The sequence below is a fragment of the Desulfurobacterium indicum genome (assembly GCF_001968985.1).
Lineage (GTDB): Bacteria > Aquificota > Aquificia > Desulfurobacteriales > Desulfurobacteriaceae > Desulfurobacterium_A > Desulfurobacterium_A indicum.
This window is the reverse complement of record NZ_MOEN01000002.1, coordinates 96,093-104,798: the sequence shown is the minus strand read 5'-3', so window position 1 is coordinate 104,798 and position 8,706 is coordinate 96,093. Positions and strand designations below refer to the sequence as shown.

General features: G+C 37.9%; 7 protein-coding genes. 1 reads left to right on the top strand and 6 read right to left on the bottom strand.

Features of this window, described 5'->3' with window-relative positions:
* A partial coding sequence (locus tag BLW93_RS01150; protein ID WP_245791970.1) for a transposase occupies positions 1 to 438 on the bottom strand: 438 nt, incomplete at its 3' end.
* 59 nt (positions 439 to 497) lie between these two features.
* Here BLW93_RS01150 and BLW93_RS01145 point away from each other — a divergent pair.
* Positions 498 to 1,031 carry an alginate export family protein gene (locus BLW93_RS01145; RefSeq protein ID WP_076712274.1) on the top strand — a complete coding sequence of 178 codons (534 nt, stop codon included), beginning with the start codon at positions 498 to 500 and terminating at the stop codon, positions 1,029 to 1,031.
* 182 nt (positions 1,032 to 1,213) lie between these two features.
* Here the strand turns inward: BLW93_RS01145 and BLW93_RS01140 are convergent, their stop codons facing one another.
* Genes BLW93_RS01140 through BLW93_RS01120 form a run of 5 tightly spaced genes read right to left on the bottom strand, consistent with a single transcriptional unit; the run spans position 1,214 to position 8,702 of the window.
* A complete protein-coding gene (locus tag BLW93_RS01140) occupies positions 1,214 to 3,940 on the bottom strand; it encodes an AAA family ATPase (RefSeq protein WP_076712273.1) in 2,727 nt (908 codons plus the stop codon).
* 45 nt (positions 3,941 to 3,985) lie between these two features.
* The gene (infC, locus tag BLW93_RS01135) at positions 3,986 to 4,528 is read right to left on the bottom strand and encodes a translation initiation factor IF-3 (protein WP_144443979.1); all 543 of its coding nucleotides are present in this window, start codon (positions 4,526 to 4,528) and stop codon (positions 3,986 to 3,988) included.
* A complete protein-coding gene (gene thrS, locus BLW93_RS01130; RefSeq protein ID WP_076712272.1) occupies positions 4,525 to 6,501 on the bottom strand; it encodes a threonine--tRNA ligase in 1,977 nt (658 codons plus the stop codon). The genes infC and thrS overlap by 4 nt, the downstream gene beginning before the upstream one ends.
* A 21-nt stretch (positions 6,502 to 6,522) precedes the next feature.
* Complete coding sequence (locus BLW93_RS01125; protein ID WP_076712271.1) at positions 6,523 to 8,433, bottom strand: peptidoglycan D,D-transpeptidase FtsI family protein; 1,911 nt, start codon at positions 8,431 to 8,433, stop codon at positions 6,523 to 6,525.
* Positions 8,430 to 8,702 carry a hypothetical protein gene (locus BLW93_RS01120; protein WP_076712270.1) on the bottom strand — a complete coding sequence of 91 codons (273 nt, stop codon included), beginning with the start codon at positions 8,700 to 8,702 and terminating at the stop codon, positions 8,430 to 8,432. The genes BLW93_RS01125 and BLW93_RS01120 overlap by 4 nt, the downstream gene beginning before the upstream one ends.
* Positions 8,703 to 8,706 lie beyond the last annotated feature (4 nt).

Below are 8,706 nucleotides of genomic sequence, written 5' to 3'. Positions count from 1 at the left end.
TATTTCCTCTAAGGTTACCTGCGATATTTTGCTTATGGTTGAGGGTGAGTATTTAAGTTCAAACACGCTTTCAAGAGCCTGGGCTACTGCTCTTGCACTCATACCAGAGGCAAACATCCCAAGTATTAAGTCTTCAAGATTGATATCTCTTCTTCTATAAGGTTCTATCAACTTTGTTCTGAATTTTCCCTCTCTATCTCTTGGAATTCTCAGATTTTCAAGCTTACCGATAACAGTATCTAAGTTTCTAACGTAAAAGCCGTTCTTTGTTCCTCCATGTTCTTTAAGAAACACTTCTCTTTCAGCCGTCATGATTGACTCTAAGGTTTGCTTTACCACTTCCTTAACTAGGTCTGGTAAAATCTTCTGTAGTTCCATTTTTGCCTCCTGGGGTTGGTATTTGTGGGGTGTTCCCCAGGAGGTTATCCCATTTCTCAAGCTTACACAAAATATCGTACACTACCAGGCCGTGGACTGCTTACGGAAGAATCTCACCAATGTTCGGAACAAGTTTTGGAAAAGTAGGATTAAACTTTGAATATGCAAAACAGGGCGGAGATACAACCACGGGAAGCAGCTATGACGGCTCTTTCTATAACATTTCAGTTAAACTGGGCAAAAAAGCATGGGGAACAGAGGCAGGATATGAATTCTATTCGGGAGATGACTCCACAACAACCGATGTCGAAAGCCTCAACCCTCTTTACTGGGCAGGACACAAATTTCTCGGTCTTGGCGATTATTACACAGGTTTCGTTGTCAAAAAAAAGGGAGCAAAAGATACCTATGTTAAATTTTCATTCAAACCTATCGCAAAAATGAAAATAGGAATTCAATACCACTACGTGAAAACCGATATTGGAAGTGCAACGGCAGGACAGGAAGTTGACTTTACCGCTTCATACAAATACACAAAAAATGTATCACTATTTGCCGGTGTTTATGTAATCATGCCTGACAAATCCTACACTTTAACAGATGTCGACGCAACAGGAACAAAAGGCGAAATCACAATGACCGTGAGGTTCTAACTCTGAGGGGGGTATCCCCCTCTTCTCAAATTATGTCCTCTTACTTTGAAGAAATCTTTTCCCGGCTTTATATATTGTTTGTATCGATTTTTTGTTTTTCCTGTAAAAAATCATAATATCTCTTATCAGGAGAACCAATGAAAAAAGCTGTATCACCGTTTTTATCTTACTTTTCTTCGCCATCACTCACCTTCTGCAAATTTTATTGTTGAACCGTTTGCAGTCCTTTCAACACGTATAATTTTATCACCTGCAACTTCAAGTTCCGGATCATGTGTTACAACAATCATCTGAGGTATTTTCCCCCTCAGGCTTAAAAGTATGTCTGCAAGCTCCCTTTTTCTCTCATCATCAAGATGTATGGTAGGCTCATCAAGGATCAACAGTTCAAATTTGGACATAAATTTCCTTGCCAGTGCAAACCTTAAAGCAAGGGCAAAAGCGACCTTTTGTCCCCCTGAAAGTTGATCAAGCGTAACGACGCCTTGTCCTGGAATGCCAAACTCTACCGTCAAATCTTCAGCTATGGTAAGCTCGCTAAAATCAAAGTTAAACTCGGCAAATATGGTTTTGCAAATGTTGGCTATTTCCGGCAAAAGCTGACGCCTCAATTCTGTCACAAAACCGGTTGACGGATGAAATCCTGATTCAACCTGTTTTATAACGTCATAAGCGCTTTTAAGAAGCTTTATCTTTTCCTTTACCTGTTCAAGCTCTTTTATCTCTTTTTCTGTTGTTACCAGAGTTTCTCTTTTTTCTGCTAAAGTTCCTCTTTTTTCGTTTAAAATCTTCAAAGCCTGAGATAGTTTTTCTTCACTATCTGCAACAGTTTTTATAATCGTTTCGTGCTCACTTTTATCGTAATCAACAGCTTTCAATTTTTCATCACAGTTCTTTATCTTTTCCTTTAAAGTTTCAATATTCTCTAAAAGAAGGGCGATTTCCCGCTCAATTTCGGGACGTGCTTCAATGTAAGCGGTAATCTTCTCTATCTCTCTCCTTGCTGCTTCTACATCTTCTATTGCCTGCTTCAACTCTTTAGCAGTTGAGATTGTTATCCCGGAAGCCTTTTTAAGCTCTGAAATGGCAGTTTTCAGCCGTCCAATCTCCTCTTCTGCGGAACGTATCTTCTCAGCATTCTTTTCCTCATCAAAAGCTTTTAGCTCTTCACTTAACTTTTCAATTTCAGGTTTCAGACGACCTTCTTCACTTTTTAAAGAGGAAAGATTATTTTTTAAAGACAAAAATCTATCTTTCAGCTTTTCAAGTTCTTTTTCTGTCGCGGCAAATTTTTCAGGAGAAAAGGAAAGCTTTGACAACTCTCTGAAAATACTGCTTTCATCATTTTTTAACGAAAGAAGCTCCTTTTCCAGGTTTTCCCGTTCTTTTAAATAAAGCAATGCTTCCTTTAAATCATTTTCAAACTTTTTTCGCTCTTTTTTCAAATTTTCAAGCTCTTTCCTCAATGTCTCTAATCTAATGCCATGTTCTCTTATAAAGGAAGAGGACTCAGCAACAAGCTGTTTAACCTTATCTGACGAAAGAACACTTCCACAAATAGGACACCTATCCACCTCACCGACTTCAAGTTTTTCAAGACGCTCTCTATGTATCTTAAGAAGAGATTCTATTTCAGCTATATCCTTTTCAACCTGTGAAATTCTCGTTTCCAGTTTATTAAGATGAATTTTCAGACTTTCTAAATCAAAAAGAGGCAACTTTTCCAGCTTTTCCTCTTTTCGTTCTATCTCCTTTCGAACGTATGAAAGTTTCTCATTCAAACTTTCATATTTTGATTTTGCAACCTTTAACGATTCATAAATTCCCCTCTTGTTGCTGACTTTTTCTTTAAGTCGCTCCAGCTCGGAGACTGCTCGAACGATTTCCTTCTCTACAAACTCAAGACGCTCTTTCTTCTTAGAAAATTCCCTTTTTAAGAGTTCAAATCTTTTCCTTTCTTCTTCAAGATTTCTCTTTCTCTCTACAAGAAGTTTAAGCTCCGTTACTTTTTCTTTAATATCTTTTAAAACAGGCAGTATTTTAACTTTTTCCTTTAATTCAGGAAGCTTTTTCTCTTCTCTATCTATTGTTACAAGTCTGTTTTTCTTTTTTTCAATCTCGGAAAAAAGTTTATCGAGTTGCTCTTTATATATTTTTTTTTCCTTTTCTATCGCTTCTACCCTGGCTTTTCTCTCTTCAAAACTTCTTAAAATTTCCTTCTGGCGTAAAAACAGAATCTTCATATCGGCAGTTTTCTTTTCTTCTTCAGTTATTTGACGCTCAAGTTCTTTTATCTCATGATTTATAGTTGAAAGTTTCTGACGAAGATTCTCAAGCTGATGAAGCTGGAATTCAAATTTACTAAACTCCATCTCTATCTGTTTCGCAAAAGCTTTTATAGTTTCGTGCTTTTTTGCTATCTCTTCAAGCCCGAACAGACGATTTAAAATTTCCCGTCTCGCTTTAGGTGTTCCCTCGAGGAAGGTAACCAGTTCTCCTTGAGGAACATAAACGGTATTCTTGAAAATTTCCGGCTCAAGACCTAAATCGCTTCTTAAAACCTCTTCGCAAACCTTAACACCGGTAGCATGTTTGATACCATCTCTATATAGCTCAACAGACTGATTACCTTTTGGAGTAATTTTCCTAATAACGGTATATTCCCGTCCACCTGTAAGAAAAGAGAGAGTAACTTCAGCCGACGTTTTCTCCCGATTAACAAGATTAATTAAATTTCGCCTGCCAAAAACTATATCTTCTCCGAAAAGACCGAAAAAAATACCCCGGAGGAGGCTTGTTTTTCCTGAAGCGTTTGAACCTAAAATAATGTATGAAGCATCCTCAAACGGCAAATCGGTATTTTTATGAGAGAGAAATCCTTTAAGGCTTAAGTGCCTGATGCGCAGCATATTATCTCCACAAAAAGAGCCGGTATTAAACCGGCTCTGGAATTATTATTTCTTATCCTTTTTCGGAGCAAGTATCATAAACATATCTCTACCTTCTTTTTTCGGCTTCCTTTCTATCTGGCCAATATCATCAACAGCTTTATAAATCTTATCAAGCTGAGCATATCCAAGCTCAAGGTGAGCCTGTTCTCTTCCTCTAAACATAATAACAACTTTTACCTTATTGCCCTTTTCAAGGAAACGCCGTGTCTGTTTTATACGGACGTTTATGTCATGCTCGTCAGTCCTCGGCCTGAGCTTTACTTCTTTCACTTCTATAACTTTCTGCTTCTTCTTTGCTTCCTGTGCCTTTTTCTGCTGCTGGTATTTATACTTACCGTAATCCATAATCCTGCAAACTGGTGGTTTGGCGTTCGGTGCTACCTCAACAAGATCAAGCCCCTGCTCTTTGGCAAGTTGCAGTGCCTTAAGAGCCGGCATCACTCCAAGTTTTTCACCTTCAGCACCGATAACAAGAACTTCTCTTGCTCTGATAGCCTCGTTAACCCTTGTTTTTTCTACTTTCTTACTTATGGCTCCCTCCTTCAAATTTTGTTTTCTATCTCAAATTTTAGCTTATCAACAAGTTTATCAAGGGGCATTGAACCTACATCTCCCTCTTTTTTACTTCTAACAGAAACTGTTCTGCTCTCCTGCTCCTTCTGCCCCACTATAAGCATGTATGGGATTTTGTGAACTTCTGCCTTTCGTATCTTAAACCCTACTTTTCCGCTTTCATCATCAAGCTTCACTCTTATTCCTGCTTCTTTAAGCTTTCTATAAACCTCATCAGCATAGTTCATATACTTATCACTTATGGGAATAATTACAGCCTGAACCGGGGCAAGCCAGAGAGGGAAAAGTCCCGCATAATGCTCTATCAAAAGCCCTATAAATCTTTCTACACTTCCCATTATCGCCCTGTGAACAAGAACAGGACGTTTCTTTTCTCCATCTCTATCTACATAATGAACGTCAAACCTTTCCGGAAGGTTAAAGTCAACCTGAATTGTAGGACCGTCCCACTTTCTGCCTATGGCATCGAGAACAGCTATATCTATTTTCGGACCGTAAAATGCTCCATCACCTTCAACTATGTTGTAGTCAAATCCTCTCTCTTTCAAAGCTTCGATCAAACTATTAGTGGCATGCTCCCACTGCTCGTCGGTTCCGATATATTTTTCCGGTTTAGTTCCTATATTTATCACATAATCAAGCTTAAATGTTGAAAGAAGATCCATAACATAATCGAGAACAGATTGAATTTCCTCTTTAAGCTGTTCGGGACGGCAGAATATATGTCCATCGTCCTGAGTAAACCCTCTAACCCTGAGAAGACCATGAAGAGAACCACTTTTTTCATATCTGTAAACAGTCCCAAATTCAAAATACCTGATAGGTAAATCCCTGTAAGATCTCGGTTGAGACTTGTATATAAGAATATGAGCAGGACAGTTCATGGGCTTGACAGCATACCAGTTGGCCCTTTTAATCTCTTCTGGAGTAAGAGGAATTTCTTCGTTACCAAGCTTTTCGTCTTCATCGTGTTCAACCACCGGAACAAAAAACATATTTTCTTTGTAAAAATCGTAGTGGCCGGAAGTCTTCCACAGTTCAGCCTTCATAAGATGAGGCGTATAAACCCTTTCATACCCGCGTTTTCTGTGCTCTTCTTCAGCCCAGTTTTCTATTGTCTGGCGCAGTATTGCTCCGTTTGGATGCCAGAATACAAGGCCGGGACCGGCTTCTTCATGAATTGAGAAAAGGTCAAGCTGTTTTCCCAAAATCCTGTGGTCTCTCTTTTTAGCCTCCTCAAGTCTATGAAGATATTCATCAAGTTGACTCTTTTTCCAGAAAGCAGTACCGTAAATACGCTGAAGCATTCTGTTTCTCGAATCGCCACGCCAGTAAGCACCGGCTACGGAAAGAAGCTTGAAAGCTTTTATCATTCCAGCATGTTCAACATGGGGACCGCGGCAAAGATCATAAAAATCATCTCCAAGCCAGTAAATAGTGATTTCAGCATCATCGGAAAGTTCACTTATAAGCTCAAGCTTGTATGGTTCATTTTTAAACAACTCTAAAGCTTTTTCTCTTGAAACAACCTCCCTTTTAAAAGGTTCTTTAGCTTTTATAATCTTTGACATTTCTTCTTCTATTTTTCCAAGATCTTCTTCGGAAATCGATTCGGGAATATCAAAATCATAATAGAACCCTTCACTGGTTGAAGGACCAATAGCAAGCTTAACACTATCTTCACCATAAATTCTCTTTACTGCTTTGGCAAGCACGTGAGATGCACTGTGCCTTAAAATGTGCAACGAATCTTCATCCTTTGCAGTTAATATCTTTACATCTCCGCTTACCTTTATAGGTGTCAATGTATCAATCAACTCTCCGTTAAAAACCGCTCCAACTGCATTTTTTTCAAGACTTTTAGCAATTTTACCCGCGATCTCCTTTACAGTTACGCCTTTTTCAAACTCCATTATGCTACCGTCAGGCAATCTTATCTCTATCATCTCTCTACTCCCGCTGAAAAATTACTTGTTTATTTTACGATAACCTTTCTTATATGGAAAATCCTGATTAATAGGTTTCCTTTCCATTTTATCTCCAACAAAGTAGTACTTATACTTATCCGGCTTTTCCCTCTCATAGAGCAAAATTCTTTCTGCTATTTCTCTAAATACAGGAACTGCAATATCGCTTGCCCAGAGTTTATTTTTGGGAACCCTGGGCTCATCTACGGTAACAACCATAACAAAATCGGGATCCGTTAACGGAAAAGCACCTGCAAACGTCGCAGTGATTTTACTCCGGTTGTAAGCCCTTATCCTCGGATCATATTTAACGGCAGTTCCCGTCTTACCACCGATGTAAAAGTTTTCCATCTTAGTATTCGTTCCTGTTCCACCTTCGACAACGGTGGCAAGAACCCTTCTCATCTCTTTTGAAACCCATGGTTTTATAACCTGACGTACCCTTATAGCAGGAAATTCTTTTATAATTTCTCCTTTATCATTGATGATCTTGGCTATTATTCTCGGTTTATAAAGGTAACCGCCGTTTACAAGAGCACAATAAGCAGTGGCAAGTTGAAGAGTATTAACCATTATATTGTGACCAAAAGCAAGCGTTGCAAAATCAACATTTTTCCACTTTTTATAGTTTCTCAAAGGATAAACAGACTCGCCAGCTATTTCTATACCAGTTTTTTGCCCGAAACCGAAAGCTTTTAAGTATTCATAATAGCGTTTCTTACCGAGCTTTTGAGCTATTTTGATAATACCAACGTTATCTGAATACTTTATAACTTCCCACGCAGCCAGTGTAACATTTTCTCCGTGAAATTCATTATGGAAAACCTTATCATCAACTCTGTAATTTGCAGGAGCCCTTATAGGAGTCATCGGAGTAACAAGTCCATCATTAATAGCAGCAGCCAGAACAAACGGCTTTATAACAGAACCGGGCTCATAAGGTGCACTTATAAATCGAGGATTTATCTCAGATACAAAATGTTTTCCTCTTTTAGAACCATACTTGTAAAATGGATACGAAGCAGCAGCAATAACATCTCCCGTTTTTGGATTCATAACTACTACATTAATAAAATCTGGATGCCACTTTTTCGCATACTTTTGAATTGTTTTTTCTATTATGTATTGAATATTCGCATCCACTGTAAGAACAACGTTATTTCCTTTTTTATAAGAAAGAAAAAGTGCATCAGGATCATTGACATAAAGATTTCCGCGAGCATCTTTTAGAGCCGGAATTACAACTTTATCACCCAGGATAATCTTCTTTTTTTCAAGGTAAAGCTCTAGCCCGCTTATACCTTTCCCGGCAGAATCAAGAACTCCAACAAGTGTAGAACCAACGTCATAAGGATGAACCCGATCATATTCTGGCATTACACCAACAAGATCAAAAAGTCTCGGTTTCGGTTGATGACTCTTTTCAAGATACTCTTTAACAACTTCAACTGCTTTTTTTCTAAATTCTTTTAAGCTTCCGTCTATATTCTTTTTTAGCCAGGTAAACTTTACATCTTTAGAAAAAACATCCTTAAAATCTTTCGCGGTAATACCTGTTTGATTTGAAAAGATACGTAGAAAAATGGTCTCAAAAAGCTTTTTATCCTTTATGAGTGCAGGTCTTATATAAAAAGAACATTTCTTCTTGCTTACAGCAAGGGGAATACCGTTCCTATCAAATATTTCTCCCCTTTCGGAGCGAAGCGTTAATTTACCAGTATACTGACGTTGGAGGAATGAGATATATCTGTTTTTATCAACGTAACATAAATCAAAAAGTCTTAGTGTAAAAATAATAACAAGAAAAATGGAGATGAACAGGAAAGAATTGAGTCTATCGTCCTCAAACGGTTTCACGAAATAATAAAGACGGTTCAGGAAATTAACTATATAGTAATATAATTTTCTCATTCTATATACAGAACCTCGTTCTCCTTCAAGTATCTCATTTTTTTCGTGGCATTATCCACATTTTCAGGCTTCAAAATACCGTAATATTTTATCTGCAAATTATTGTATTCAGATTTCAACTCCTGTATTTCGCTTATCGTTTTCGCTATTTTTCTCTTTTCTATTATGCACACGGAACGAAGATGTGCAAGCTTAAACAGTAGAAAAATGAATATAAATGGAGAAAGAAACAAAAATAGAAAATTGGCATAACCAAGATACTTTGACATCACG